Source organism: Pikeienuella sp., assembly GCF_046290545.1.
Classification (GTDB): Bacteria; Pseudomonadota; Alphaproteobacteria; order Rhodobacterales; family Rhodobacteraceae; genus Pikeienuella.
The window spans coordinates 229,363-251,790 of record NZ_JBKAGV010000017.1; the positions used below are offsets into that span (position 1 = coordinate 229,363).

The window sequence follows — 22,428 nt, forward strand, 5'->3', positions numbered from 1 at the left end:
CCTGCATGTTAAGCCCGCGCTATGCGTCTGATCGTGACCGTCATGAAGAACGAAGGCCCGTTCATTCTCGAATGGGCGGCGCATCACCTCGCCATCGGGTTCGAGCGCTTCCTTGTCTACACCAATGACTGCGAGGATGGGACCGACGCGATCTGGGAGCGGCTCGCGGCGCTTGGTCTCGCGGTGCATGAGCGGAATGACGACATCCGCCCCCGCGGCGTGCAGAAGACGGCGTTGATGCGGGCCGATTCCCACCCGCTCCGGCGGGAGGCGGAGTGGCTGCTTTGCCTCGACGTGGACGAGTTCGTGAACGTGAAGCGGGGCGAGGGGCGGCTCGACGATCTCTTCGCCGTCTCGCCGGATGCGGACATGATCGCCCTCGCCTGGCGGCGCTTCGGCGCGGCGGGCCGGGCGCGCTGGCGCGACGAGCCGGTGACGGGGCTCTACCGCCGCGCGGCGCCGGAGGCGTGCCCCTTTCCCTTCCACAATTACGGGATCAAGAGCCTCTGGCGAGCGGATGCGGGCTGGGCCCGGCTCGGCGTGCATCGCCCGCTGGAGCCAGACCCTGCGCGCCTCGCCTCGCTTCGCGTGACGAATGCGGAGGGGACGCCGCTGCCCGGCTTCGCTGAACGGGGGCTCTGGCTCCGGCTCGAGACGGCGGGCTATGGCGCGGCGCAGGTCAACCATTACGCGCTCCGCTCGGCCGAGTGCTTCCTGATGAAGGCGGCGCGAGGGCTGCCGAATTCGCGCCGCTCGGCGCTCGATCTCGGCTATTGGGCGGAGCGGAACTTCAACCAGGTGGAGGATCGGAGCATCGACCGGAGCGCGAAGCTGCGCGACGACTGGTTGGCCCGGCCGCGGGTCGATCCCGTCCTATCCCGTCTCCACGAAGACGCCTGCGCCTGGCGGCGGGAGCGGATCGCCGCCCTCCTCGGCGAGGCGGAGCCGCTAGCGCTCTGGCTCCGTCTTATCGTGACGGAGACGGCGGCGCTGCCGGCGGAAGCGGCGGCGGCGCTCAATCCGCTTGTCGCCAAGTCCTGGGCGATGGGGCGGGCGTGAAGCGACCTCTTCTCCTCGGCCTCGCCCTCTGGGCCGCGGCGGCGCTGGCCGCGGCGCTGCTCGGGCGGGAAGGGGCGCGGCTCGCCGAGGCGGCGGCGGCGCTTCGCGCCGAGGCGGCGCTCGGCCCGGCGGGCCATTCCTGGGCGCGGCTGGAGGCGGACGGGCTGCGCCTGACGCTCCGCGGGGAGGCGCCGGGAGAGGCGGCGCGTGAGGCGGCCTTCGCGGCCCTCTCCGCCGCCGCGGTCTTGCCCGTTCCGGGCTTCTCGGTCATGCTCGCCAACGAGGCTGGCGCACGCGCGCAGCCCGAGGTCTTCCGCCCGGAGGCGGAGGCGATCCTGATGCGCGGGCTCTCCGACATCGCGATTTCCGGCGCCGCGCCGGGCCGTCTCGCCCGCGCCGCGCTTCTTGATGCGCTGGAGGCTGCGGGGCCGGGGCTCGCCCTTGTCGATCTGAGCCGGGACGACGCGGCCGGCTCCGCCGCGCGGTGGGAAGAGGGGGCCGCCGCGGCCGCGGAGATCGCGGCTGCGCTGCTCCACGGGCGCGTCTCCTACACGCCGGAGCGGATCGCCTTTTCCGGCGTCGCAGCCGGGCCGGCCGAGATTTCGCGGATCGAGACGGCGATGGCGGCGGCGGAGGCGGCGGGATGGCGCGTCGAGGCGGATATCGCGGCGCTCCCGGTCTCCGCCCCCGCGTTCATTCTACATGCGGAAACCGGCGACGGCGGGCGCGGCGCCATCGCCTGCATGGCGGGAACGCCCGAGGCGGCGGCGGCGCTCGACGCGCGGCTCGCCGCCGCGCCGGGCCTCGGCGCGGGCGTCGGCGCGGGCGTCGGCTCAGGCGTCGGCTCAGGCGGTGCGCCCTGCCTGCTAGCCCCGGGCGCGCCGCCGGGATGGGACCGGGCGGCAGAGGCGGGGCTCGACGCGCTTCTCACCCTGCCGGCGGCGGAGTTCCGGATGACCGGGCGCCGCGCCCGGCTCTCCGCCCGCCCGCCAACCCGCAGGCTCGCGCTCGAGGCGGCGGGGGCGCGGCTCCGGGCGGCTCTGCCCGAAGGGTATTCGCTTGCCGTTCTGACCGGAGGAGCGGACGTTCCGGACGATGCCGACGACGGGTCAGAGCGCGAGACGGGCGCAAACGGCGCCGCGCCCGCGCCGCTTCTCATCCGGCGCGAGCCGGGGCGGATGGCGGTTTCGGGCGGCGCGCCGGACCCGCTGATCGGCGAGAGCCTGGCCGCCTACGCCCGCGTCGCTGCGCCGGGCGCCACGGTGGAGGCGGATTTCGTCTATGGCGGAGCCTTCGACCCGGCGTGGCGCGCCGCGGCGATGACCGCCGTCGCCGCCCTCGCCCGGCTTGAAGAAGGCGAGGCCGAGATCGGCGCGGCCAGCGCCCGGCTCGAGGGGCGGGTGGAGACCCCGCTCGCCATCGCGGAGATCCACCGCATGTTCGCATCCGGGATCGGCGGCGCGCGCGTGGCGGAAACGCGCCTCGCCGTCTCGCCCGCCCGCATCGCCGCTCGACAGATGCTGCCGCCGGGGCGCTGCGCGGAGGAGATGACCGCCATCGCCGCGGCGGATCCGATCCGCTTCGCACCGGGCTCGGCGGCGCTGGAAGAGGGGGACCAGGCGGTGATCCGTGCGCTTTCCGGCGCGCTCCGGCGCTGCGAGGGGGGACGGATCGAGATCGGCGGACATACCGATTCGCAGGGGCGGGAGGCCCTCAACCTGGCGCTCAGCGCCGCGCGGGCCGAGGCGGTGCTCGCGGCGCTCGTCCAGGCTGGAGCGCGGCTTACGCTGCTGAGCGCAAGAGGATACGGAGAGGCGCAGCCGATCGCCGACAACGGGACGGACGAGGGCCGCGCACGGAACCGGCGGATCGAGTTTCGCGCTCTGGAGGTGGACAAAGAATGACCGGAGCCGAACTCGCCGCTGCGCTCGGCGGCCTCCTGTTCCTCGCCTTCGCCGCCGGCTGGGGCGCGCACTGGCTCTGGTCCCGCGCCGCCGCCGCCTCCGCGCCGCGGCAGGACCGCGCGGACGAGCTTGCCGCCGAGCTTCTCGTCGTCGAGGCGGCGCGGGACGCGGCGCTGGCCGAAGCAGCCGCGCGGGAGGCGGCGCTGCGCGAGGAAGCCCTCTCTGTGCGGTTGTCCGCCGAGGCGACGGCGCGGGAGCGGGAGGCGGAGATGGAGGCGCTTTCCGCCGGGCTCCGCGCTGCGCGGGAGGAGATCGCGGCGCTCCGCGGGCGCTGAGCGCGCGCGCTCAGGCAGCCCGAAGGGCGGTAGCGCAAAAAAAACAATCAACGCTCACGCAGCCCGGAGGGCGGCGGAGCGAAAAATCTATCCCTGCGCGGCCCAGCGCCTTGCGGCGCTTTCGTCCGTCTCCCGCGCATCGACCCAGCGGGCGCCCGCGGCCGTCTCCTCCTTCTTCCAGAAGGGCGCGCGCGTCTTGAGGTAGTCCATCAGGAATTCCGCCGCCTCGAAGGCGGCCTGCCGGTGGGCGCTCGCGGCGGCGACCATCATGATCCGCTCTCCGGGGAGGAGCCGCCCGACGCGGTGGATGATGGTCACGCCCGAGAGCGGCCAGCGCGCGCGGGCCTCGGCCTCGATCTCCGCCAGCGCCGCCTCCGTCATGCCCGGATAGTGTTCGAGCGTCATGGCCGAAACGTCCCCGCCGCGCACGATCCCGGTGAAGGTGACGACGGCGCCCGCCCCCGCCTCCAGCGCGGCGGCCTCTGCGCCGAGGTCGAACGCCTCCCGCTGGACGCGGACGGCCATCAGCCGCCCGTCATCGGCGGGAAGAAGGCGACCTCCCCGGCCCCTTTCAGTGGCGCGTCCCAGTCCCTAACCTTCTGGTCGACGGCGACGCGCACCGCTTCCGGCGCCTCGAAGGCCGCCTCGTAGCGCGGACCGCGGGTGCGGAGATGGGCGACGAGATCGGAAACGGTCTCAAGCCCTTCGGCGGACACCTCCTCCGCGCTTTCCCCGATCCGCTCCCTCAGCCAGGCGAAATAGAGAACCTTCATCGGCGTTCCTCCTCCGCCCTTATGTAGGCGAGCCCGCGTGAGAAATAATCGTAGCCGGTGATCGCTGTCAGCGCGGCTGCGATCCAGAGAAGTGCGAGCCCCGCCGCCTCGACCCAGCCGCCGAGCCCCGCGAAGCCGGCGAGGAGGAGGGCGCCGAAGGCGGTCATCTGCGCCGTCGTCTTCCATTTCGCCAACGTGGTGACGTCAAGCACGCTGGCGCCCTTCAGATATTCGCGGAGGCCGGAAACAAGCGTCTCCCTGAGGAGTATCACCGTCACCGGTATCGTCACCAGAGCGGAGAGATCGTAGAGCGCGAGGAGGACGGCGCCGGTGACGGCGATCATCGCCTTGTCCGCAATCGGGTCCAGCATCCGGCCGAAGGCGCTGACCTGCCCCCAGCGGCGCGCGAGCCAGCCGTCGAGGAAGTCGCTGATCCCGGCGACGGCGAAGATGAGAAAAGCGACGAGATCGGCCAACGGCCGAGCCATCGCGAGAAAGCATAAGGCCACGAGCGGCGCCGCGACGACGCGCGCGATGGTGAGCACGTTGGGGATCGTGAGCCGCATGCGCCTCACATTCGCCATCGGCGAAGGCGGGTCAAGGGACGGCGCGGCGAGACAAGCGCCCGCAGGCGCCCTATGGTCCGTCTGCGACCGCGGAAGGAGCCTCGCCCATGATCTTCATCGCCGTTCTTCTCGGCGGGCTGACCGGTTTTCTCGCCGAACGGTTCGGCCTCGTCCGGAACGGCTATGTCGTCTCCGTCACGCTCGGAGTCGGCGGGGCGACGCTGGCCTGGTTCCTGCAGTATGCGCTCGGCGTCGGATTCGGCTTCGGCCGGGCGATGACCTCGATCCTCGGCGCGGCGGCGATGCTGCTGATCGCCTCTATGAGGCGATGAAAGGCTGGCGGCGCGCGCCTATGTGAACCCGGAGCCGCATAGGGAGCCCCGATGTCCGCCCTCCTCCTCGTTCTCGTCGGAATCGCCGCCGGCTTCGTCGCGTCAAAGCTGATGAAGGTTCCGCTGTCCTTCCTCGAAACGGCCGCCATCGGCGTGCTCGGCGCGCTTATTGGCGGCTTCGTGCTCAGGGCGCTGATCGCGGCTTCGGGCGTCGTTCTCGGCCTCGTCGGCGCCGTTGTCGGGGCCTGCGTGCTGCTCTGGCTCTACCAGCGCTGGATGCGCCGGCGCTGAGCCGCGTCGCCGCCGCCTCTTGACCTCGCCCGCGCGGAGGGGTTCAACCCGCCGACGCTTCAGGGAGCCCGCAATGTCCGACCAGAAGAACCTGATCGCCGCCGCCGGCCTCAGCTTCCTCGTGATCCTCGTCTGGACCTTCTTCTTCGCCCCGCCGCCGCCCGACCCGGAGACGGCGCCGACCGTGGCGGAGAGCGCGGCCGCGCCCGTGGCCGGCGCGCCGGCCGGCCAGCAGGCCGCGCAGGGCGAGACGCAGGAGGCCGAGGCGGTGGCGGCGGAGGCCGTGCGGGTCAGGATCGAGACGCCTGCCCTCTCCGGCTCCATCTCGCTTCGCGGCGGGCGGATCGACGACCTGCACCTGACTGAGTACCAGGAAACGCTGGACGAAGGGTCCGACACCGTCACACTCCTTTCGCCGGTCGGGTCGCGGCATCCTTATTTCGCCGTCTGGGGCTGGCTCAATGCCGAGGGCGGAGCTGCGAAGACGCCGGAGCCCAATACCGAGTGGCGGCTGGAGAGCGGCGAGACGCTCACGCCGCAAACGCCGGTCACGCTCGTCTGGGACAATGGCGAAGGGCTGATTTTCCGCCGGACGATGGCGGTGGACGAGAATTTCATGTTCACTGTCACCCAGTCGGTGGAGAACGCGGGCGGCGCGGCGGTGAGCCTCGCCCCCTATTCCTATGTAGCGCGGCGCGGCGAACCGGAGACGATCAACTTCTTCATCCTCCACGAGGGCGCGATCGCCGTGCTGGACGGGCAATTGAAGGAGGTCGACTACTCCGACATGACGGAGATGCCGCCCTCCGGCCCTGGCGTCCGGCAGGAGCGGGTATCGGCCCTTTCGGACGGGTTTGTCGGCTTCACCGACAAGTACTGGATGACGACCATCGCGCCGGGCCCGGGCGTCGCCTTCGACGCCGCGTTCAAGCACGTGCAGCGCGCGACCGGCCCCGAGTACCGGACGGAGGCGCTCCTCCCGATCCGGGAGGTTGCGCCGGGCGCGAAGGCCGAAGTCTCTACCTTCCTCTTCGCCGGAGCGAAGGAATACCGCACGATCCATGACTATCAGGAGCGGCTGAAGATCGACCGCTTCGACGACAGCATCGACTGGGGCTGGTTCTTCTTCCTCACCAAGCCGATCTTTCAGCTCCTGCTCTGGGTCGAGGACATCATCGGCAACATGGGCTGGTCGATCATCGCGCTCACCTTCATCATCAAGGCCGCGCTCTTCCCGCTTGCGTGGAAGTCCTATGTCGCGATGTCGAAGATGAAGAAGCTCCAGCCCGAGATGGAGAAGATCAAGGAAAAGGTCGGTGACGACCGGCAGAAGATGCAGCAGGAGATGATGGCGCTCTACAAGCGGGAGAAGGCCAACCCCGCGGCGGGCTGCCTGCCGATCCTTTTGCAGATCCCGATTTTCTTCTCGCTTTACAAGGTGCTCTTCGTGACGCTGGAGATGCGGCACGCGCCCTTTATCCTCTGGATCGAGGACCTTTCGGCCCCGGACCCGACCTCCATCCTCAACCTGTTCGGCCTCCTGCCCTGGGACACGCCGGACCCGTCCTCCTTCTTCTACATCTTCTCCATCGGCGTCTTCCCCGTGTTGATGGGGGTGACCATGTGGATGCAGCAGAAGCTGAACCCGGCCCCGACGGACAAGATGCAGGCGCAGATTTTCGCCTGGATGCCCTGGATCTTCATGTTCATGCTCGGAACCTTCGCGAGCGGGCTGGTGATCTACTGGTGCGCCAACAACATCATCACCTTCATCCAGCAATATGCGATCATGCGGAGCCAGGGGGTGGATGTGGACTTCCTAGGCAACGTCAAGAAGAGCCTCAAGCGAAAGCCGAAGGAAGGCTGATGGGCGCGCTCGCCGCCATCGCCCGCTTCCCGGTGAAGGGCCTCGGCGGCGAAACGCTCGCGAGCGCGACGCTTTTGGAGGGGCGCGGGGTCGAAGGCGACCGCGTCTTCGGCTTTGCCCATGCGGTGAGCGAGGCGGCACCGGAAGGCTGGGCGAGGCCTCGCGAATTCGCAACGCCGCGCCGGGCGCCGGAACTCGCCCGGGTCGCCGTTTCTCTCCGGGCGGGCGGGCTTCTGGCCGCCTCCCATGGTATGCTCGGCGACATTCAGGGCGAACCGGATGCGCTCGCAGACTGGCTCGGGCCCCTCGCCGGGCCAATGGCGCCGCTGCGTTTGGTGCGCGCCGGGGCTGGCGCGATCCACGACACGCCGGAAGGCCATGTCTCGGTGGGCAGCCTCGCTTCGCTCCGCGCGCTCTCCGACCTCGCCGGGGTGGCGCCGGACCCGCGCCGCTTTCGCATGAACCTGTGGCTTGAAGGCTTCGCGCCTTGGGAAGAGCGGGGCTGGTCCGGGATTGTGCTCGACCCTGTCCGCCTTCGCGTCATCGCGCCCGTCGAGCGCTGCGCGGCGCCGGACGCCAATCCGGAGACGGGGCGGCGCGATGCGGATCTCTGCGGCGCCCTTCACGCCCGCTTCGGCCATGCCGAATTCGGCGTCTACGCCCAGGTGGAGACGGGCGGCGAGATCGCGCCCGGCGCCGAGGCGCAGGCCACATGAGTCGCTTCCCGCTCGCCCCCGAACCCGAGGAGGACGTCGCCGAGGCGGGGCGAAAGCTATTCGCCGGGCGCTGCGACTTCGTGAAGGGCGTCGTCGCGATAGACGGTTTGCCAGCAGCGGACCGACCGGAAATCTGTTTCGCCGGGCGCTCCAATGTCGGAAAATCTTCGCTCATCAACGCGCTGACAGGTCGCAAGGCGCTCGCCCGCGCCTCTAACACGCCGGGCCGGACGCAGGAGATCAACTATTTCGACCTCGGCGGGCGGCTCTATCTGGTGGACCTGCCGGGCTACGGCTACGCCGAGGCGCCGGTGGCGGTGGTTGCGAAATGGCAGGCGCTGCTTAAGACTTATCTCGCCGGCCGCGCCACTCTTCGCCGCGCCTATGTGCTGATTGACGCGCGGCACGGCGCGAAGGCGGTGGACCATGAGATAATGGCGCTGCTCGATACGGCGGCGGTGAGCTTCCAGGCCGTGTTGACGAAGGCGGACAAGCTGCGCCCCGGCGGGCTGGAGGCGGTCGCGGCGAAGCTGGGCGAGGACCTGAAGCGGCATCCGGCAGCCTATCCGGAGATCATCGCCACCTCGTCCGAGAAAGGCGAAGGGCTTCCGACGCTGCGCGCCGCGGCCTGGGCCCTCACTGTAGAGTGAAACGCCGCATGGCGGCGGAAACTGGAGCGGGCGATGAGATTCGAACTCACGACCCCAACCTTGGCAAGGTTGTGCTCTACCCCTGAGCTACGCCCGCATCCTTGGGTGAGGCGGGGTTATAGGGATTCGGCGGGCCGTTGCAAGCGCGATTTGCGCGGATTATGCGGCGCACCGGAAGGGGCCGCCAAATGACCGTAGACACGCTTTCTCCTGACGATCGGGCCGCCGAGGTGCGCCTTCTTGCGCTCCTAGACCGGCTGCGGATCGGCCATGCGCTCCACCGGCACGCGCCGATCTTCACGGTGGAGGAGAGCGTTGCGGAAACCGCGCATCTGCCGGGGGCGCATACGAAGAATCTCTTCCTCAAGGCCAAGGACGGGGCGCTTCTGCTTGCGACCTGCTTCGGCCACCGGCGCATCCGGGTCGCCGACCTTGAGAAATCGGTCGGCGCGAAGCGGCTCTCCTTCGGCTCGTCCGAACTCCTTGGCGAGGTTCTCGGCGTGCGCCCTGGCTCTGTCACGCCGCTGGCGCTGATGAATGACCGGGCGCGGCGCGTACGGTTGATCCTCGACGCGCAGATGATGGAGATGGAGACGCTGAACTTCCATCCGCTCCACAATGCGGCGACTGTGGCGCTCTCCCGCACGGGCTTCCTCGCTTTCCTGGGCGAAACAGGTCACATGCCGCAGGAGGCGGATTTCGACGCGCTGGAGGCGCTGGCGGCGGAGCGGGCGCGCGAAAAGACCGGCTGAAGGATTGTCCTTTCTCCCCCTCCCGCACTATGTCGTGCCAAACGGAGGAGAGAGGCCGAGATGCTTAACCTGGGGTCTAAGGGCGCGGTGCCCGCGCCTGCCGCCGATGTCGTGAAGGACGGGACGGACGCCAGCTTCATGGCGGACGTCGTCGAGGCGTCCAAGAGCGTCGCCGTGATCGTCGATTTCCACGCCGAATGGTGCGGGCCCTGCAAGACGCTCGGCCCGGCGCTGGAGGCCGCGGTGCGCGGCGCGAGCGGCAAGGCGAAGCTGGTCAAGATCGACATCGACCGGAACCCCCAATTCGCATCGCAGCTCCGCGTGCAGTCCATCCCCGCCGTCTTCGCCTTTGTGAACGGCAGGCCGGTTGACGCCTTCATGGGCGCGCTGCCGCCTTCCGAGATCAAGGCTTTCGTCGACCGGGCCGCCGCCGAGGGCGGGGCCGGCGCCGCCGAGGCCGCCGGGATCGAAGACGCGCTCGACGCCGCCGACCTGATGCTCGCCGAAGGCGCCGTCGCCGACGCGGCGGACACGTTCGGCGCGGTGCTCGAAGCCGAACCCGAAAACGCCCGCGCGCTCGCCGGCCTCGCCCGCGCTTTCGCCGCGGCGGGGCGCGCCGACCAGGCGCGCGCGACGCTCGATTCCGCGCCGGCCGCGATCGCGAACGATCCCGCGCTCGTCGCCGTCCGCGCCCAGCTCGACCTTGCGGACCTCGCCGCCGGCGCGGGCGAGGCGGCAGACCTGAGGAAGAAGGTCGAGGCGAATCCGGGCGACCATCAGGCGCGCTACGACCTCGCCCTGGCCCTCCTCGCTGAAGACGATGCGGAGGGCGCGATCGAGGCGCTGCTTGAGCTCTTCCGGCGCGACCGGGAATGGAACGAGGGCGCAGCGCGCTCGCAGCTCTTCAAGATTTTCGAATCGCTGGGGGAGAAGAACCCGCTCGCCCTCAAGGGCCGCCGCCGCCTGTCCTCGATGATCTTCGCGTGAGGGCGGGATGACCCGGCATTTCGGCATCGCTGACCTGCCGGAGACGCTTTCCGTCTTTCCGCTGCCCGAGGCGCTGCTGCTCCCGCGCGGGCGGCTTCCGCTGAACATCTTCGAGCCGCGCTATCTGGCCATGTTCGACGACGCGCTGAAGACGCCGCACCGGCTCATCGGCATGGTTCAGCCGGCTGACAACACGAGGCCGCCCCTGCTTCGCAGCGTCGGTTGCGCTGGCCGCATCGTGAGCTTCTCGGAGACGGAGGATGGCCGCTATCTCGTCGTCCTCGCCGGTATCTGCCGCTTCGCGCCGGTTGAGGAGCTGGACGGTTTCACGCCCTATCGCCGGGTGAGGGCAGACTGGTCGCGCTGGGGCCACGATCTCGGCAAGCGTGACATCGACGAGGGGTTCGACCGCCCGGCCTTCCTCGCGCTCCTGAAGCGCTATTTCGCCGCCGCCGGCCTTTCTACCGACTGGGACAGCCTGAAAGAGGCGGACGAGGAGATGCTCGTCAATTCCCTCGCCATGCTCTGCCCTTTCTCCGCCGAGGAGAAGCAGGCCTTGCTGGAGGCCGACCGGCTGAAGGACAGGCGCGCTTCCCTCGCGGCGCTCATGGAGTTTGCGGTGGCGAGTCAGGGCGAGGACGGGCCTTTGCAATGACCGAAGAGCACAAGGAGAGTGTTGCGGCGACGGCGGGGGTGGACCGCAAGATGCTCGAAAGTCTCGTCTGCCCGGTCACGCAGAAGCCGCTCGACTATGACCGCGAGGCGGGGGAACTTGTCTCCCGCGCCGCCGGCCTCGCTTTCCCGATCAGGGACGGGATCCCGATCATGCTTGTGGACGAGGCGCGCGAGATCGACTGACGGCGCCATATCTGGGGCCGCGCGCGGCTCACGCCGCCAGATCGGCCTTCCTGCTTGACGCGCCGCTCCGCCCGCCCTACCGACAAAGGGCTGGGAGAGGAAGGGCCGCCGGGTGATCTTCACCAAGCTGAGGCTGCACGGGTTCAAGAGCTTCGTCGATCCGACGGAACTCGTCATCGCGCCCGGCCTCACCGGCGTCGTAGGCCCGAACGGCTGCGGCAAGTCCAACCTTCTCGAGGCGCTGCGCTGGGTGATGGGGGAAAGCTCCGCAAAGTCGATGCGCGGCGCGGGGATGGAGGATGTGATCTTCGCCGGCGCCGCCTCCCGCCCCGCGCGACATTTCGCGGAGGTCGCGCTCAGCATCGACAATTCCGCCCGCACCGCGCCCGCCGCCTTCAACCGGCACGAGACGCTGGACGTGATCCGCCGCATCACGCGGGACGCCGGCAGCGCCTTCAAGGCGAACGGGGACGATGTGCGCGCCCGCGATGTGCGGATGCTCTTCGCGGACGCCGCCACTGGCTCGCAATCCCCCGCCCTCGTGCGGCAGGGGCGCATTGCGGAACTCATCAACGCCAAGCCTGCCGCCCGGCGTGCGATTCTGGAGGATGCCGCGGGGATCGGCGGGCTCTGGCAGCGGCGGCACGAGGCCGAGCTGAAGCTCTCGGGCGCGGAGACGAACCTCGCCCGCGTGGCGGACGTGATCGAGGGGCTGGACCAGCGGCTCGCCGCGCTCGCCCGTCAGGCGCGGCAGGCCGCCCGCTATCGCGAGATCGCGGCGGCGCTGCGGCGGGCGGAGGCGATGGCGCTCTGGCTGCGCTGGCGCGAGGCGGAAGCGGCGCGGGAGGCGTCGGCGGCTGCGCTCGCGGAGGCGCTCACGGCCACCGGGGCGGCCGAGCGCGCCGCGCTCGCCGCACGGCGGGCGCGCGAGGCGGCGGAGGCCGCGCTGCCCCCGCTTCGGGAGGAGGAGATGGTCGCCGCCGCCGTGCTGCAGCGCCTCGCCGTCGAGCGGGACCGGTTGAAGGAGCGGGAGGCGGAAGCGGGGGCCGCGCTTCAGGCTCTCGCCGCACGCGCGGCGCAGATCGCCCGGGACGCGGAGCGCGAGGCGCAACTTCGGGCCGACGCCGGGGGGATGATCGAGAAGCTGGAGGCCGAGGAGGAGGCGCTGATCGCCGCCCGCGCCGGCCATGACGAGGCCGCAAAGGCGGCGGACGAGGCCGCGCGCGCGGCCTCCGCCAGGCTCGAGGTCGCGGAGGTCGAGACCGACAGGCTGAACGCCGAGGCGGCGCGCCTCGCCGCGGCGTCGCAGGCGGCGGCGCGCCGGCTGAAGGAGGTCGAGGCCGCGGCGACGCGGGCGGCCAAGGGCGCAATGGAGGCCGCCGCGGCCGCCGCCGAGGCCGCCCGGCGGTTGCAGGCGGAGGAGGCGCGCCGCGTCGCTGCCGCCGGAGCGGCTGCGGAAGCGGCGCGGAAAGCCGAGGCGGCGGACGCCGCTCTGATCGCCGCGGAGGCGGCGCGGGGCGAGGCGCAGGGCGAGGAGGCGGAGCGCCGCGCCGCCGCCTCCGCCGCCTCGGGCGAGCTCTCCGCCCTTCGCGCCGAGGTCGCCTCGCTCGAATCGCTGCTGGCGCGGGACAAGGGCGCGGCGGAGGCGGTGCTGGACCGGATTTCCGTCGCCCCCGGATACGAGGGCGCGCTCGGCGCCGCGCTGGACGAGGATCTGAAGGCGCCGCTGGCCGGAAAGGGCTCGGGCTGGGCCGCGCTCCCGCCCTATGGCGAGGCGTCGGAGCCGCCGCCGGGCGCGGAGCCGCTCGCCCCGCTTGTCGCCGCGCCGGACGCCCTCGCGCGCCGGCTCGCGCGAATCGCGGTGGCGCCGGCGGAGGCGGGGGACGCGATGCAGGCTGCGCTCGCGCCCGGCTGGCGTCTGGTGAGCCGGGAGGGCGACCTCTGGCGATGGGACGGGTTCCGGCAAAGGGCGGCGGATGCGCCTTCTGCGGCTGCGGAGCGGCTACGCCGGAAAAACCGCCTCGCGGAGATGCGCGCAGCGCTCGCAAGTGCGGAGAATGAGGCGGAAGCCGCCGCGGCGGCGCATCGAACGGCCAAGGCGCGGCTGGAGGCGGCTGCGGCGGCCGATCAGGCGGCGCGCGCGGCGCGGCGGGCCGCCGACGCCGCCGCGGCGGAGGCGGCGCGGGCCGCCGCGAAGGCGGAGGCCGATCTCGACATGGCCGCTTCCCGGCGCGAGGCCGGCGAGGCCGCCGCCGCCCGGCGCGCGGAGGAAGCGCGGGAGGCGGAGGCGCTCCGGGCCGAGGCCGCCGCCGCCGCCGCCGCGATCGCCGATCCGGAGGACGCCTGGCGCGCGGCGGAGGCGGCGAAGCTCACCCTCGCCGCCGCGCGCGCGGAGATGCTTTCGGCCCGCGGCGCGGCGGACGATCTCCGCCGCGCGGGCCGGGCGCGGGAGGAGCGCCTCGCCGCCGCGAGTCAGGAGCGCGCCTCCTGGCGCGCGCGGGCCGAGACGGCGGCGCGGCGTGCGGCCGAGCTCGCCGAACGTCTGGACGAGACCGAGGCGGAGCGCCGCGCCGCCGCAGGCCGGCCCGGCGAACTCGCCGCGCGGCGCGCGGCGCTGGCCGGTGACATCGAGCGCGCCGAGGCCCGCCGCGCCGCCGCGGCGGACGCGCTCGCCGCCGCCGAGGCCGCGGCCCGCGCCGCCGAAGCCGCCTCTCGCGAGGCGGAGCGCGAGGCCTCCTCCGCGCGGGAGGAGCGGGCGCGGCGCGAAACGCAGGGCGAGGCCGCGGCGGAGCGGGCGCGGGAGGCCGCGGCGCGCATCCGCGAAGAAGCGGATTGCGCGCCCGCTGCGCTTCTCGAACGGATCGGCGGCGAGGCGGCGCTCGAGGCGCCCGAGGCGCTGGAACTCGAAATCGCCCGCCTCCGCCGGCAGCGGGAAAGCCTCGGCCCGGTCAATCTCCGCGCCGAGGAGGACGCCCGCGCCGCGCAGGAGGAGCGGGACGCGCTGGCCGCCGAGGCCGCCGATCTCGAAGCCGCAATCGGAAAGCTCCGCCACGCCATCGCGGAGCTGAACGGGGAGGGCCGGCAGCGCCTCCTCGCAGCCTTCGAGGAGGTGAACCGCAACTTCGCCGCGCTCTTTCGCCATCTCTTCGGCGGCGGCGAGGCGACGCTGGCGCTGGTCGAGAGCGACGATCCGCTGGAGGCCGGGCTCGAAATCATGGGCATGCCGCCGGGCAAGAAGCTCTCCACCCTCTCGCTGCTCTCGGGCGGGGAGCAGACGCTGACGGCGCTTTCGCTGATCTTCGCGGTTTTCCTCGCCAACCCCTCCCCGATCTGCGTGCTGGACGAGGTGGACGCGCCGCTCGACGATTCGAATGTCGGCCGGTTCTGCGATCTGCTCGACGAGATGACGAGGCGGACGGAGACGCGCTTCCTCGTCATCACCCACCATGTCGTCACCATGAGCCGGATGGACCGGCTCTTCGGCGTCACGATGGCGGAGCCGGGGGTGAGCCAACTCGTCTCGGTCGATCTGCGGCGGGCGGAGGCGATGGTCGCCGGCTGAAGCGGCTCAGGCCCCGGAGACGGCGTCGAACCCCTCGAAGGCGGGCGGGCCGAGATAGAGCGGCTTGTTCTTCCCGGCGTCCTTGTGCGCCTCGCGGAACTGCTCCGAACGCGTCCAGGCCTCGAAGGCGCCGCGGCTCTCCCAGATCGTGTGGGAGGCGTAGAGAACGTGATCCTCCGCCTCCGGCCCGCGCAGGAGGTGGAATGAGACGAAGCCCGGCATTTCCGGCAGCCGCGTCTCCCGCCCCGTCCAGACCGCTTCGAAGGCGGCTTCCTGCCCTTTCACGACCTTGAAGCGGTTCATGGCGACGAACATCGGAGCCTCCTTTCCTTGGCCATGAACCTGCCCGCGCAATCGCCCTCAGTCCAGCGGCAGCGCTGTCGCGCCGAAGACGGTGCGGAGCGCGAAGCTCGAATGCATCTCGCGCACGCCGGGCAGGCGCGTCAGGTGCTGGCGGTGGATTCGGGCGAAATCGTCGCTGTCCCGCGCCAGAACTTTCAGGAGGTAATCTGCGACCCCGGCCATGAGGTGGCACTCGAGCACGTCCGGCACGCGGGCGACGGCGGATTCGAAGGCGTCCAGCAATTCCTCGGACTGACCGGTCAGCGTGACCTCGACGAAGACGGTCGCGCGCCGGCCCACGGCGCGCGGATCCAGCATCGCCACATAGTCCCGAATCACCCCCGAAGCCTCCAGCCGCTTCACCCGCCGGTGACAGGCGGACGCGGAGAGGTTGATCCGCTCGGCAAGGTCGGCGTTTGTGAGCCGCCCCTCCCGCTGCAGGAGCGTCAGGATGCGGCGGTCGATCGCATCAAGCGGCGTTTCCGGCGATTCCTTGCGCATGATGATCCTCCTGTCGAAGACTCTGCGCAAGACCGGCGGCGTCGCAACAGGAATTCGCAAACATCATCGGCACGATGCGCGATATACAGCATCCCGTTGCGAAAAGGAGGACGCCATGCGCATCGGCTGCCCGAAAGAGATCAAGAATCAGGAATACCGTGTCGGCCTCACGCCGATGGCGGCCCGCGAGGCCGTCTCCCGAGGCCACGAGGCGATCGTCGAAACCGGTGCGGGGGCCGGCGCCGGCTTCCCGGATGCGGATTATCTCGCCGCCGGAGCCCGCATCGCCGGGAGCGCCGAGGAAGTCTTCGCCGAGGCGGAGATGATCGTGAAGGTAAAGGAGCCGCAGGCGGCGGAGCGCAGGCGCCTGCGCGAAGGGCAGATCCTCTTCACCTATCTCCATCTCGCGCCGGACCGGCCGCAGACGGAGGACCTGCTCGCCTCCGGCGTCACCGCCATCGCCTACGAGACCGTGACGGACGCGGTGGGCGGCCTGCCGCTCCTCGCGCCGATGTCCGAGGTCGCGGGGCGGCTCGCGCCGCAGATGGGGGCCTGGTCGCTCCAGAAGGCCAATGGCGGCCGCGGCGTGCTGATGGGCGGCGTGCCGGGCGTGGGCCCGGCCGAGGTCGCCGTCATCGGCGGCGGCGTGGTCGGCATCAACGCGGCGCGGGTCGCCGCCGGCATGGGCGCCTCCGTCGTCGTGCTCGACCTCTCGCTCCCCCGGATGCGGTGGATCGACGACACGTTCGGTGGCCGCATCCGCACCCGCTACGCCTCCCGCGCCGCCACCGAGGAGGAGGTGACGAAGGCGGACATGGTGATCGGCGCCGTCCTCGTTCCGGGCGCCGCCGCGCCGAAACTGGTGAAACGCGACCTCCTGAAGAAAATGAAGCCCGGCGCCGCGGCGGTGGATGTCGCCATCGACCAGGGCGGCTGCTTCGAGACCTCGCGCGCGACGACGCATGACGACCCGATCTATATCGAGGAGGGGATCGTGCATTACTGCGTCGCCAACATGCCCGGCGCCGTGGCCCGCACCTCCACCCTCGCGCTCGGCAACGCCACCATGCCCTTCATGCTCGCCCTTGCGGACAAGGGCTGGAGGAAGGCCTGCCAGGAAGATCCGCACCTCGCCGAGGGGCTCAACGTCCATGCCGGCAAGCTGACCTACTACGCCGTGGGCGAGGCGCTCGGGATCGACGTGATCTCGCCGCGGCTCGTGCTGCGGTAAGTCCGCCAATCCGCGCTGCGCGGGCTCAACGCACGCCTGCGCAGCCCCAAGATTGAAGTTTGGAGGAAACCCCCTTTCGGCCCTATTCTGGCCGCCAGGGGAGTAAGCGCGAAGCCCCGGGCGACTGCAGAACAGGAGTTGACGGAGGCTGCCGTGATCGTGGCGACGGGATTGAGCCGAACGGGGACGACATCTCTTCACCTCGCTTGCCTCTCCTTCGGCTTCGCCGGCATTCACTATCCTGATCGCGAAGCCATCCCCTGGCTCAACGGCCGCTTCACCGACGAGATATTCAGCCGCTACGACATCGTGAGCGACGCGCCGGTTCCCGCCTATTGGCGGCGATTGAGAGAGGTGCGGCCCGATCTTCGTGTGATCCACACCCGACGCAACGTAGAGACCTGGATCGGATCGGTTCGCCGCCACTGGGCTGCGACGGGGCCCTCAAGCCAATACACGCTTCTACGCGATCAGATCAGGCTCGCGGTTTATGGCGTCATTGGCTTCGACGAAGCAATAATGCGTTATGTATTCGAGCGGCATGATGATAGTGTGATGTCAGAGATGAGCGGGCGGGCCGATTTTCTCTGTATCGACCTCGACGATGGTTTCGACATGAAGGCGCTCTCGCGTTTTCTCGGAAAATCCGAAGAAGGTGCGCCAAAGGCGCCGCATGCACGCTCGCCTAGGATCGGTGCGCTCGCCGATCTTCCGAGAGCGCGGGTAAAAGCTGCCGCCCCGCATCTGCAAGCTTTCTTGTCCCGTTTGGCGGCGGAGCCGCAATAGACGCACCGCTGGCCGCTGGCAGGTGAGACCATGCGGAGGCTTGTGCTCCGCTAAACCCTCGGAACCGCGACGCCGATCATGGCGTCGCGGCTCACCAGCGCAGCGAGCGCGGCCTCGTCCATCCCTTCGGTCCCCTCGGGGCGCATGGGGAGGACGAGATAGCGCATGTCCGCCGTCGAATCATGGACCTGAACGGTCACGTCCTCCGGCAGATCGAGCCCGAATTCGGAAAGCACCTTCCGCGGCTCGATCACCGTGCGGCTGCGATAGGCGCGCTGCTTGTACCAGTCCGGCGGCAGGCCGAGAAGGTTGCGCGGATAGCAGGAGCAGAGCGTGCAGACGATCACGTTGTGCACCTCCGGCGTGTTCTCCACGACGATGAGGCGGAGCGCGTCCACCGGCGCGCCCATCTCCGTGCAGGCGGCGGAGCCGTCCTCCAGCAAGCGGGCCTTGAAGGCAGGGTCTGTCCAGGCGCGGGCGATGACGGCGGCGCCGCGGGCCGGGGTCCGCGCATCCATCCGCGCCACCTGGTCCGCAATCTCCGCCTCCGTCGCCACGCCCTTCTCGACGAGAAGCTCCCGCACCGCGATCTCCATCTTCTGGAATCGGGTCAGCGGCGAGTCCTGATCGGGGCGGTAGGGATGGCCCGAGGGGCTCATGCCCTCATGGTCATGGTCGTGAGGATCATGCGGCATCGGCGGGCTCCAGCCAGTGGTCGAATATCTCGGCGTCGAGCCGGTCTTGCGCGCGCTCGGCCCGGTCGCCCCAGACCTCCGCCATGGTGAAGCGGACGCGGTAGAGCCGGCGGCGGGGGATTTCCGGCCAGCCATAGGCCAGCGCCTCCGGGTCATGGCTCTCGCCGAGGTCGCGCTCGATGATCCCTGTCCGCCCGCGGAGATACCAGGGCGTCCGCACATGGCCCGGCGGCGCCATCCGCTTCAGCCGAACCGCCTCTCCGACCCGATAGACCATCGCCGCCTCCCTGTCGGCGCGAGCCTATCGCCGGCCCGCGCGGCTCTCAAGCGTCGATCTCCAGAAGCTCCGCCCAGAGCGCCCGCTGCGGCGCCGGGTCGTTCAGCCGCCGCGCCAGCGCCTGCCCGGCGGTGGCCATGGAGGCGGCGCGGGCCCGGTCCGCCGCGAGCGCGTCCAGCGCCGCGCGCCATTCGCGGGGGTCGGGCCCGAGGGCGAGGCCCGCGCCCGCCTCCGCCGCGCGCCGGGAGGGGGTCCAGTGTGCGGCGTAGAGCCCTGCAGCGCCGGCGATCCCGTGCTCGATCAACTTGTTGAGCGAGCGCGCGGCGTTGAAGGGCGTCTCCGCCAGCGGATAGAGCGCGACATGCGGGCGTAGCCCCGGCAGCGCCCGTCGCCAATCCGCCCAGCCCATCGCCCCGAGGTCGCGCGCCCGTGGATGCTGGACGAGCCGTCCATGCCCGCCGCCGACGATCAGCTCCGCCTCTGGCCAAACCTCCAGAAAATCCCGCAGCACCGGCGCGAGCGGCGCGAAATCCGGCCCGTGCACCTGCGAGCCGAGAAAGGCGACGCGGAACGGCCCCGGCGCCTCGTGATGCGACAGGTCGGCGAAGCCGGTCTCCCAATAGGGATCGAGCCGCCGCACATCCGCCTCCGGCGCCCGCGCCCTGATCATCGCCGCCAGCGGATCGGCGGAGACGACGACGGCCCGCGCCCAGGGCAGGAACCGCGCCGCCGCCGCGCGCTCCACCCGCTCCAGCTTGAACCGCCAGTAGGGGGAGAGCGCGGAGTCGGCGCCTTCGAGGTCGATCGCGTCGTCGATCAGATAGACATGATGCGGCCGGAGGCTCGCCCGCCCCGCCCGCGCGTCATGCCGGATGACAAGCCGCGTGGCCGCTGAGGCGAAAACGGTGGGCGCATAACGCGTCACCAGCCCTGCCTCGAGCCAGTCCGCGCAGGCATTCGCGAAATAGAGGTCCGCGGTTGGCGAGTTAAGCGTCGTCAGCGCGCGGGCGAGAAGGCGCCGCAGCATGGCGGGGCTCAGCGCCGGTCCTTGACGTTATAGCCGATCATGACGAGCACGACCCAGCCCATGAAGAGGAAGAGCCCGGTCAGCGCCCCGAGGAGATAGCGCTGCGGATATTCCGGCTTTTCGGACAGCGTCGGGGAGACATGGGCGGAGAGGTAGCGCTGCTGGCGCCGCGCCTCCGCCTTTGCGTTCTCGAACGAGGCGAGGGCGACGGAATAGGCCTGCTCGGCCAACTCCCGGTCCACCGTCAGCTCCTCGAAACGGCCTACTGCGGTCGAGAGCGTCGGCCCGTCCCCGCCCGAGGCGAGCTTCGCGCGCTCCGACGCCACCGCCGACTCCAGCGAGGCTATACGGCGCTCCGTAGTGACTACGCGCGAATCGTCGTCGGCCGCGAACTGGCGCAACTGGTCGAGCCGCAGTTGCTCCTCCGTCAGCGTGGCTTCGAGCTCGCCGATCCGCTTCATCAGGGCCTGCACGTCGAGGCTCGGGTCCACCCGCTGCTCCGCGGCCCGGAGCGCGGCGATGGCGAGCCGCACCTCGCGCAGCCGCTCGGCCGATTCGTCGAGAAAGAGTCGCGCGTCGCGCACCGCGTCCTCCCGCGCCTCAGCGGAAAGCCGATTGATGAGATCGGTACTCTCGGCCAGCACGGCAAGGGCGATCTCCTGCGAATCGTGCGGCTCGAAGGACCGCACCTCGACCTCCACGATCCCGGCGCTGAAGGAGACTATGACCATGCTCTTCCAGTAATCGGTCAGCGCCTCGATCGAGGGATCGTCCCCGAGGGCGAAGAACCAGTCCGTCTCCATGACGCGGTTGAAGCGCTCGCGGAGGCCGAGTTCGTATTCGAGCTTCTCGACGAGGTTCTGACTCTGGATGAAGCCGTAGAGGATCTCCGCATCGTCCGCCGCGCCGGTCGCCGTTCCGCCAAAGATCTGACCGAGCGAGCTCAAGGTCGGCCCGTCATCGGACTGGATCGTGAAGGCGAGGCGAGAGGCGTACTGGTCCGCCGCGCGGGTGTGGAGATACCAGTTCGCATAGACCGTCGGTCCGACCACCAGCACGAAGAAGCTGACGAGGAGGAGCCAGTGTCGGGTGCGGAATCGCGCCTCCGCCCGCAGGCGCTGACGGCGGGGTGGACCGGCGCGGCGGGCTAGCGCGCCGGCCTGCCCTTGCCCCGCCGCCTCCGCGCGCAGCGCGCGCGGCCCGGGCCTGGGTTCGGGCATCGCCGCATCGCCTGCCTCGGGCAGGTTCGCCTTCGCCTTGGTCATCTCTTTCGCCATCGGCCGGTCCTTGTCCCGGCGCGCGGATCGGGCCCACGCCCCGCCGATATGCTGGCATTCGTCCGCCAATGCAACGCAGAGCGCCTCGCCGCGCGGCGAGGGGCTTTGACAATTGGCCGCGCCGTCGCTAGCCCTCGCCTTCGCCAGAACCTACATCCGGGGCGGCGCGAGCCGGCGGTGGAGGCTGCATTGCCGAGATTCATAAATATCCGCGTGATCGTCGCCCTGATGATGCGCGAGATGTCGACCCGATACGGGAAATCGGCCGGCGGCTATGCTTGGGCCGTCCTAGAGCCGCTGGGCATTATCGCGGTTCTCACGGTCGTCTTCAGCTTCGTCGTGCGCACGCCCGCGCTCGGAGACAGTTTCGCGCTCTTCTTCGCGACAGGTTTCATCACCTTCCATTATTACATGGAGCTATCCCAGTTTTCCGCTGGCGCCGTGATCATGAACCGGCCGCTCCTCACCTATCCGCGCGTCACCCCGATCGATACGATCCTAGCCCGCGCGCTGCTCCAGTTCTTCACGCTGTCGGTCGCCGGCGCGCTGATCTTCACCGGCATCGTGCAGGTCGAGGACATCCGGACCAGCTATGATTTCGAGGCGATCTTGAAGGCGGTGATCTATGCGAGCGTCCTAGGTGTCGGCATCGGAGCGACCAATGCGGTAATCTTCGCCTATGTGCCGACCTACCAGAACGTATATCGCATTCTCACCCGGCCGCTCTTTCTCATCTCGGGCGTTTTCTTCACCTTCGACGAGATGCCGCGTCTGGCGCAGGACATACTGTGGTGGAATCCTCTGATCCACGCTGTCGGCCTCATGCGCAAGGGCTTCTATCCGATCTATGACGGCGCCTATATTTCCGAACTCTATCTTGGCGGCGTTGGGGTCGTCTTCCTTACCCTCGGGCTCTTTCTCGTCTATTCGAACAAGACCTTCCTGATCGAGCAGCGCTGAAGCGGGCCGGGATGATCGAACTCCAGAATCTCACCAAGATCTATCGCACCGGAAAGGTGCGCCGCGTGATCCTCGACGGAGTGACGCTGACCATCCCGCGCGGGCGGAGCCTTGGCCTCCTCGGGCGCAACGGCGCCGGAAAGTCCACCCTGCTCAACATGATCGCCGGCACGGTGGAGCCGGACGAGGGCCGCATCGTCCGGCATGGCAGCGTCTCTTGGCCGCTTGGCTTCTCCGGCAGTTTCCACGCCATGCTCTCCGGCGCGCAGAACGTCCGCTTCGTCGCCCGAATCTACGGCTGCGACGTGGAGACGCTGATCGACTATGTCGCCGACTTCTCCGAACTCGGGGAGGCCCTCTACATGCCGGTGAACACCTATTCGAGCGGGATGCGCGCGCGCCTCGCCTTCGGCGTCTCGATGGGGATCGCCTTCGACTATTATCTCGTGGACGAGACGACGGCGGTTGGCGACGCCAATTTCCGCAAAAAGTGCCGCGCTGTCTTCGCCGATAAACTATCAAAATCCGACGTTATCATGGTCTCCCATTCGATGAACACGTTGACCGATTATTGTAAGGCCGGTGCAGTGCTCGAAGACGGGAAAATGACATACTACGAGAACATCGAGGACGCCATCGCCGCGCATGAGGAGAACATGGCGATCCGCTGATCCAGGGCT

At 70.1% G+C, this 22,428-nt stretch carries 26 protein-coding genes and 1 tRNA gene; 17 read left to right on the top strand and 10 right to left on the bottom strand.

Annotated elements, in window-relative coordinates; translation table 11 throughout:
- The first annotated feature begins 21 nt into the window (after nucleotides 1-21).
- From ACE37J_RS17620 to ACE37J_RS17630, 3 genes are read left to right on the top strand one after another with little or no spacing between them, the layout of a single operon-like run.
- Nucleotides 22-1,059 (top strand): glycosyltransferase family 2 protein, encoded by a 1,038-nt coding sequence (locus ACE37J_RS17620; RefSeq protein WP_409713514.1) that lies wholly within the window; start codon nucleotides 22-24, stop codon nucleotides 1,057-1,059.
- Complete coding sequence (locus ACE37J_RS17625) at nucleotides 1,056-2,963, top strand: OmpA family protein (RefSeq protein WP_409713517.1); 1,908 nt, start codon at nucleotides 1,056-1,058, stop codon at nucleotides 2,961-2,963. Before ACE37J_RS17620 ends, ACE37J_RS17625 begins: the two co-directional genes overlap by 4 nt.
- Entirely contained in the window at nucleotides 2,960-3,298 is a 339-nt protein-coding gene (locus tag ACE37J_RS17630) for a hypothetical protein (RefSeq protein WP_409713520.1), read from the top strand. The genes ACE37J_RS17625 and ACE37J_RS17630 overlap by 4 nt, the downstream gene beginning before the upstream one ends.
- Nucleotides 3,299-3,385: 87 nt before the next feature.
- On the opposite strand, the gene moaE is transcribed toward ACE37J_RS17630, so the two are convergent.
- The 3 genes from moaE to pgsA are packed head-to-tail and all read right to left on the bottom strand — an operon-like array spanning nucleotide 3,386 to nucleotide 4,637.
- Nucleotides 3,386-3,823, bottom strand: coding sequence for a molybdopterin synthase catalytic subunit MoaE (gene moaE, locus ACE37J_RS17635; RefSeq protein WP_409713523.1), 438 nt, complete (start codon nucleotides 3,821-3,823; stop codon nucleotides 3,386-3,388).
- Nucleotides 3,823-4,071 (bottom strand): molybdopterin converting factor subunit 1, encoded by a 249-nt coding sequence (gene moaD / locus ACE37J_RS17640; protein ID WP_409713526.1) that lies wholly within the window; start codon nucleotides 4,069-4,071, stop codon nucleotides 3,823-3,825. Before moaD ends, moaE begins: the two co-directional genes overlap by 1 nt.
- Complete coding sequence (gene pgsA / locus ACE37J_RS17645) at nucleotides 4,068-4,637, bottom strand: CDP-diacylglycerol--glycerol-3-phosphate 3-phosphatidyltransferase (protein ID WP_409713529.1); 570 nt, start codon at nucleotides 4,635-4,637, stop codon at nucleotides 4,068-4,070. The genes moaD and pgsA overlap by 4 nt, the downstream gene beginning before the upstream one ends.
- Before the next feature lie 107 nt (nucleotides 4,638-4,744).
- Here pgsA and ACE37J_RS17650 point away from each other — a divergent pair, with 107 nt between their 5' ends.
- From ACE37J_RS17650 to yihA, 5 genes are all read left to right on the top strand, one after another.
- Complete coding sequence (locus ACE37J_RS17650; RefSeq protein ID WP_409713532.1) at nucleotides 4,745-4,969, top strand: hypothetical protein; 225 nt, start codon at nucleotides 4,745-4,747, stop codon at nucleotides 4,967-4,969.
- A gap of 51 nt (nucleotides 4,970-5,020) precedes the next feature.
- A complete protein-coding gene (locus ACE37J_RS17655) occupies nucleotides 5,021-5,260 on the top strand; it encodes a GlsB/YeaQ/YmgE family stress response membrane protein (protein WP_409713535.1) in 240 nt (79 codons plus the stop codon).
- 73 nt (nucleotides 5,261-5,333) lie between these two features.
- Nucleotides 5,334-7,127 carry a membrane protein insertase YidC gene (yidC, locus tag ACE37J_RS17660; protein WP_409713537.1) on the top strand — a complete coding sequence of 598 codons (1,794 nt, stop codon included), beginning with the start codon at nucleotides 5,334-5,336 and terminating at the stop codon, nucleotides 7,125-7,127.
- On the top strand, nucleotides 7,127-7,843 hold the full coding sequence (locus ACE37J_RS17665) for an MOSC domain-containing protein (protein WP_409713540.1): 717 nt from the start codon (nucleotides 7,127-7,129) through the stop codon (nucleotides 7,841-7,843). The genes yidC and ACE37J_RS17665 overlap by 1 nt, the downstream gene beginning before the upstream one ends.
- A complete protein-coding gene (yihA, locus tag ACE37J_RS17670; protein WP_409713543.1) occupies nucleotides 7,840-8,493 on the top strand; it encodes a ribosome biogenesis GTP-binding protein YihA/YsxC in 654 nt (217 codons plus the stop codon). Before ACE37J_RS17665 ends, yihA begins: the two co-directional genes overlap by 4 nt.
- A 22-nt stretch (nucleotides 8,494-8,515) precedes the next feature.
- Here the strand turns inward: yihA and ACE37J_RS17675 are convergent.
- Nucleotides 8,516-8,590, bottom strand: a tRNA-Gly gene (locus tag ACE37J_RS17675).
- Nucleotides 8,591-8,681: 91 nt separating this feature from the next.
- Here ACE37J_RS17675 and ACE37J_RS17680 point away from each other — a divergent pair.
- The 5 genes from ACE37J_RS17680 (at nucleotide 8,682) to ACE37J_RS17700 (ending at nucleotide 14,652) form a co-directional block, all read left to right on the top strand.
- The gene (locus ACE37J_RS17680; protein WP_409713546.1) at nucleotides 8,682-9,245 is read left to right on the top strand and encodes a prolyl-tRNA synthetase associated domain-containing protein; all 564 of its coding nucleotides are present in this window, start codon (nucleotides 8,682-8,684) and stop codon (nucleotides 9,243-9,245) included.
- A gap of 60 nt (nucleotides 9,246-9,305) precedes the next feature.
- Complete coding sequence (locus tag ACE37J_RS17685) at nucleotides 9,306-10,232, top strand: tetratricopeptide repeat protein (RefSeq protein WP_409713549.1); 927 nt, start codon at nucleotides 9,306-9,308, stop codon at nucleotides 10,230-10,232.
- Nucleotides 10,233-10,239: 7 nt separating this feature from the next.
- The gene (locus ACE37J_RS17690) at nucleotides 10,240-10,887 is read left to right on the top strand and encodes an LON peptidase substrate-binding domain-containing protein (protein WP_409713552.1); all 648 of its coding nucleotides are present in this window, start codon (nucleotides 10,240-10,242) and stop codon (nucleotides 10,885-10,887) included.
- Nucleotides 10,884-11,090: a Trm112 family protein gene (locus ACE37J_RS17695; protein WP_409713555.1), complete on the top strand. Its 207-nt coding sequence runs from the start codon at nucleotides 10,884-10,886 to the stop codon at nucleotides 11,088-11,090. Before ACE37J_RS17690 ends, ACE37J_RS17695 begins: the two co-directional genes overlap by 4 nt.
- Nucleotides 11,091-11,202: 112 nt before the next feature.
- Nucleotides 11,203-14,652, top strand: a complete 3,450-nt coding sequence (locus tag ACE37J_RS17700) for an AAA family ATPase (RefSeq protein ID WP_409713558.1) — start codon at nucleotides 11,203-11,205, stop codon at nucleotides 14,650-14,652.
- A 6-nt stretch (nucleotides 14,653-14,658) separates the two neighbouring features.
- Here ACE37J_RS17700 and ACE37J_RS17705 read toward each other — a convergent pair whose 3' ends face one another.
- Together ACE37J_RS17705 and ACE37J_RS17710 are read right to left on the bottom strand one after the other, a co-directional pair.
- On the bottom strand, nucleotides 14,659-14,967 hold the full coding sequence (locus tag ACE37J_RS17705) for an antibiotic biosynthesis monooxygenase family protein (protein WP_409713560.1): 309 nt from the start codon (nucleotides 14,965-14,967) through the stop codon (nucleotides 14,659-14,661).
- A 45-nt stretch (nucleotides 14,968-15,012) separates the two neighbouring features.
- Complete coding sequence (locus ACE37J_RS17710; RefSeq protein WP_409713563.1) at nucleotides 15,013-15,495, bottom strand: Lrp/AsnC family transcriptional regulator; 483 nt, start codon at nucleotides 15,493-15,495, stop codon at nucleotides 15,013-15,015.
- A gap of 115 nt (nucleotides 15,496-15,610) precedes the next feature.
- Here ACE37J_RS17710 and ald point away from each other — a divergent pair, with 115 nt between their 5' ends.
- Both ald and ACE37J_RS17720 read left to right on the top strand, forming a co-directional pair.
- The gene (ald, locus tag ACE37J_RS17715) at nucleotides 15,611-16,726 is read left to right on the top strand and encodes an alanine dehydrogenase (RefSeq protein WP_409713566.1); all 1,116 of its coding nucleotides are present in this window, start codon (nucleotides 15,611-15,613) and stop codon (nucleotides 16,724-16,726) included.
- 153 nt (nucleotides 16,727-16,879) lie between these two features.
- A complete protein-coding gene (locus ACE37J_RS17720) occupies nucleotides 16,880-17,512 on the top strand; it encodes a sulfotransferase (protein WP_409713569.1) in 633 nt (210 codons plus the stop codon).
- A gap of 50 nt (nucleotides 17,513-17,562) precedes the next feature.
- Here the strand turns inward: ACE37J_RS17720 and nthA are convergent, their stop codons facing one another.
- From nthA to ACE37J_RS17740, 4 genes are read right to left on the bottom strand one after another with little or no spacing between them, the layout of a single operon-like run.
- A complete protein-coding gene (gene nthA, locus ACE37J_RS17725; protein ID WP_409713572.1) occupies nucleotides 17,563-18,207 on the bottom strand; it encodes a nitrile hydratase subunit alpha in 645 nt (214 codons plus the stop codon).
- Nucleotides 18,197-18,484, bottom strand: coding sequence for an SH3-like domain-containing protein (locus tag ACE37J_RS17730; protein ID WP_409713575.1), 288 nt, complete (start codon nucleotides 18,482-18,484; stop codon nucleotides 18,197-18,199). The genes nthA and ACE37J_RS17730 overlap by 11 nt, the downstream gene beginning before the upstream one ends.
- Before the next feature lie 46 nt (nucleotides 18,485-18,530).
- Complete coding sequence (locus ACE37J_RS17735) at nucleotides 18,531-19,511, bottom strand: hypothetical protein (RefSeq protein ID WP_409713577.1); 981 nt, start codon at nucleotides 19,509-19,511, stop codon at nucleotides 18,531-18,533.
- An 8-nt stretch (nucleotides 19,512-19,519) separates the two neighbouring features.
- On the bottom strand, nucleotides 19,520-20,788 hold the full coding sequence (locus ACE37J_RS17740) for a hypothetical protein (RefSeq protein ID WP_409713580.1): 1,269 nt from the start codon (nucleotides 20,786-20,788) through the stop codon (nucleotides 19,520-19,522).
- Nucleotides 20,789-20,977: 189 nt separating this feature from the next.
- Between ACE37J_RS17740 and ACE37J_RS17745 the strand changes: the two genes are divergently transcribed.
- Together ACE37J_RS17745 and ACE37J_RS17750 are read left to right on the top strand one after the other, a co-directional pair.
- The gene (locus ACE37J_RS17745; protein ID WP_409713583.1) at nucleotides 20,978-21,748 is read left to right on the top strand and encodes an ABC transporter permease; all 771 of its coding nucleotides are present in this window, start codon (nucleotides 20,978-20,980) and stop codon (nucleotides 21,746-21,748) included.
- Nucleotides 21,749-21,759: 11 nt separating this feature from the next.
- Complete coding sequence (locus ACE37J_RS17750; protein ID WP_409713586.1) at nucleotides 21,760-22,419, top strand: ABC transporter ATP-binding protein; 660 nt, start codon at nucleotides 21,760-21,762, stop codon at nucleotides 22,417-22,419.
- Nucleotides 22,420-22,428: the final 9 nt, after the last annotated feature.

Excerpts from the sequence above, each read along its gene's own strand:
- moaD (WP_409713526.1), bottom strand. The coding sequence starts at position 4,071 with ATGAAGGTTCTCTATTTCGCCTGGCTGAGGGAGCGGATCGGGGAAAGC.
- ACE37J_RS17650 (WP_409713532.1), top strand. The coding sequence starts at position 4,745 with ATGATCTTCATCGCCGTTCTTCTCGGCGGGCTGACCGGTTTTCTCGCC.
- ACE37J_RS17630 (WP_409713520.1), top strand. The coding sequence starts at position 2,960 with ATGACCGGAGCCGAACTCGCCGCTGCGCTCGGCGGCCTCCTGTTCCTC.
- ACE37J_RS17740 (WP_409713580.1), bottom strand. The coding sequence starts at position 20,788 with ATGGCGAAAGAGATGACCAAGGCGAAGGCGAACCTGCCCGAGGCAGGC.
- ACE37J_RS17750 (WP_409713586.1), top strand. The coding sequence starts at position 21,760 with ATGATCGAACTCCAGAATCTCACCAAGATCTATCGCACCGGAAAGGTG.
- ACE37J_RS17735 (WP_409713577.1), bottom strand. The coding sequence starts at position 19,511 with ATGCTGCGGCGCCTTCTCGCCCGCGCGCTGACGACGCTTAACTCGCCA.
- ACE37J_RS17710 (WP_409713563.1), bottom strand. The coding sequence starts at position 15,495 with ATGCGCAAGGAATCGCCGGAAACGCCGCTTGATGCGATCGACCGCCGC.
- pgsA (WP_409713529.1), bottom strand. The coding sequence starts at position 4,637 with ATGCGGCTCACGATCCCCAACGTGCTCACCATCGCGCGCGTCGTCGCG.
- ACE37J_RS17620 (WP_409713514.1), top strand. The coding sequence starts at position 22 with ATGCGTCTGATCGTGACCGTCATGAAGAACGAAGGCCCGTTCATTCTC.
- yihA (WP_409713543.1), top strand. The coding sequence starts at position 7,840 with ATGAGTCGCTTCCCGCTCGCCCCCGAACCCGAGGAGGACGTCGCCGAG.
- ACE37J_RS17695 (WP_409713555.1), top strand. The coding sequence starts at position 10,884 with ATGACCGAAGAGCACAAGGAGAGTGTTGCGGCGACGGCGGGGGTGGAC.
- ACE37J_RS17690 (WP_409713552.1), top strand. The coding sequence starts at position 10,240 with ATGACCCGGCATTTCGGCATCGCTGACCTGCCGGAGACGCTTTCCGTC.
- ald (WP_409713566.1), top strand. The coding sequence starts at position 15,611 with ATGCGCATCGGCTGCCCGAAAGAGATCAAGAATCAGGAATACCGTGTC.
- ACE37J_RS17655 (WP_409713535.1), top strand. The coding sequence starts at position 5,021 with ATGTCCGCCCTCCTCCTCGTTCTCGTCGGAATCGCCGCCGGCTTCGTC.
- yidC (WP_409713537.1), top strand. The coding sequence starts at position 5,334 with ATGTCCGACCAGAAGAACCTGATCGCCGCCGCCGGCCTCAGCTTCCTC.
- moaE (WP_409713523.1), bottom strand. The coding sequence starts at position 3,823 with ATGGCCGTCCGCGTCCAGCGGGAGGCGTTCGACCTCGGCGCAGAGGCC.
- ACE37J_RS17705 (WP_409713560.1), bottom strand. The coding sequence starts at position 14,967 with ATGTTCGTCGCCATGAACCGCTTCAAGGTCGTGAAAGGGCAGGAAGCC.
- ACE37J_RS17680 (WP_409713546.1), top strand. The coding sequence starts at position 8,682 with ATGACCGTAGACACGCTTTCTCCTGACGATCGGGCCGCCGAGGTGCGC.
- ACE37J_RS17665 (WP_409713540.1), top strand. The coding sequence starts at position 7,127 with ATGGGCGCGCTCGCCGCCATCGCCCGCTTCCCGGTGAAGGGCCTCGGC.
- nthA (WP_409713572.1), bottom strand. The coding sequence starts at position 18,207 with ATGCCGCATGATCCTCACGACCATGACCATGAGGGCATGAGCCCCTCG.
- ACE37J_RS17685 (WP_409713549.1), top strand. The coding sequence starts at position 9,306 with ATGCTTAACCTGGGGTCTAAGGGCGCGGTGCCCGCGCCTGCCGCCGAT.
- ACE37J_RS17730 (WP_409713575.1), bottom strand. The coding sequence starts at position 18,484 with ATGGTCTATCGGGTCGGAGAGGCGGTTCGGCTGAAGCGGATGGCGCCG.